Below are 1,208 nucleotides of genomic sequence, written 5' to 3'. Positions count from 1 at the left end.
ATATGGGATTTGCCTGTTCCACAAGGTCCTACGATGAGAATGGGTACCTTTTCGGCAATGAATGAACATGAAGTTAACTCCTGTACTTAAGCACGATTGATTTTAGGATTAAAGTTAAAATCGAATGATTCTATTGTCTTATCACCACTGATACGTGCACGTTTCATTCTTGCTCTTAGTTTTTTGTTTTCCCTTCCTAACAACTCATCTTGAAGCAGTAATCCCAGAAACTCGGGGTAACTTAGCTTCTTTTCTATTGACTCACGGTTACGCAGCGGGATGTTCTCAGCAACATGCGATAACCGTAGTTGTTTTAACTGCGAAGACAGCTCGGGCATTGGGTTTGTCATCATTCTATCTCCTGTTGTTTGTGTTAGTGTAATAAGTGGGACGTATTCCGGCAGAATTTTCCACCTACCGAATAGGGTTTGGCTAATGTTGTTGGTTCTTCCTCATGCGGTAAGGCTTGCTTTTCAGCCCCAACCTCTAGCATTGTCTTGATTGTCTTATAATGTACGCTTTGAAAGGCAAGTGCCCTACGGCAAGCAGCCTCCAGGCGGTCATCGCCATATTTTTTCCTAAGTCCAAGAATGCTTTGCGCAGCCCGTAGATAATCTACGACTGAATCATTTAATAGACCCTCAATAGCAATCACGCATTGACTTCCAACTTCATGTGCTTGCTTTAGGCACCATTGGGCATCTCGCATCGAATAAGCCAAAGCATTCGGTGGAAGATGCTCTGGTATTGTATGTTTGGTGCCTGGTATTTCGAGTTTGGGATGGAGTGCTACCAGTTGATGATTGAAATACAGCCGGATAGTTGTATCCGTTGCTCTAAGCCAAAGCTCTTGCCGAGCGAGGCGATATGGGCCTGAGTATCGGCATTTCTTATATTGCACATGGCAATCACCATGAAGTTTAACCTTTTCCCATACCGCAAACTCGGGCGGATGGGTAGGCAGTTTTTTAAGGAGAGGCTGTTCAATTTCAAATAGAACCAAAGGCTTTTCATGAGTGGTGCCGTGGTTGCGCGTGCCAGCCTCTTGTATTAACCAGATCTTTAACTGCTCGTTAGCATCGTTTAAGCTTCTAAACTGGCGCAGTGGAACAAAGCGGTTTTTAACATACTTAACCCCGGATTCAACTCGGCCTTTTTTCTGGGGATCATACGGAGGACATGGGGAAATAATAAAACCATAGCCTGAA

Annotated in this window: 2 protein-coding genes; both read right to left on the bottom strand. The window is 44.1% G+C overall.

Translation table 11 applies throughout. The features are described from left to right. Window positions 1-86 precede the first annotated feature (86 nt). Window positions 87-353 (bottom strand): ATP-binding protein, encoded by a 267-nt coding sequence (locus Lwal_RS08310; RefSeq protein WP_058480356.1) that lies wholly within the window; start codon window positions 351-353, stop codon window positions 87-89. Between the two features lie 20 nt (window positions 354-373). After that, window positions 374-1,208 (bottom strand): Mu transposase domain-containing protein (locus tag Lwal_RS08305; protein ID WP_193787223.1); only part of this gene is annotated, 835 nt, incomplete at its 5' end.

The organism is Legionella waltersii, from assembly GCF_001468085.1.
Lineage (GTDB): Bacteria > Pseudomonadota > Gammaproteobacteria > Legionellales > Legionellaceae > Legionella > Legionella waltersii.
The sequence above is the reverse complement of the archived record's forward strand: the minus strand, read 5'-3'. Positions and strand labels throughout refer to the sequence as shown.

What these genes read in the sequence shown, in the direction of transcription:
- Lwal_RS08310 (WP_058480356.1), bottom strand. Translation starts at nt 353, where the DNA reads ATGATGACAAACCCAATGCCCGAGCTGTCTTCGCAGTTAAAACAACTA.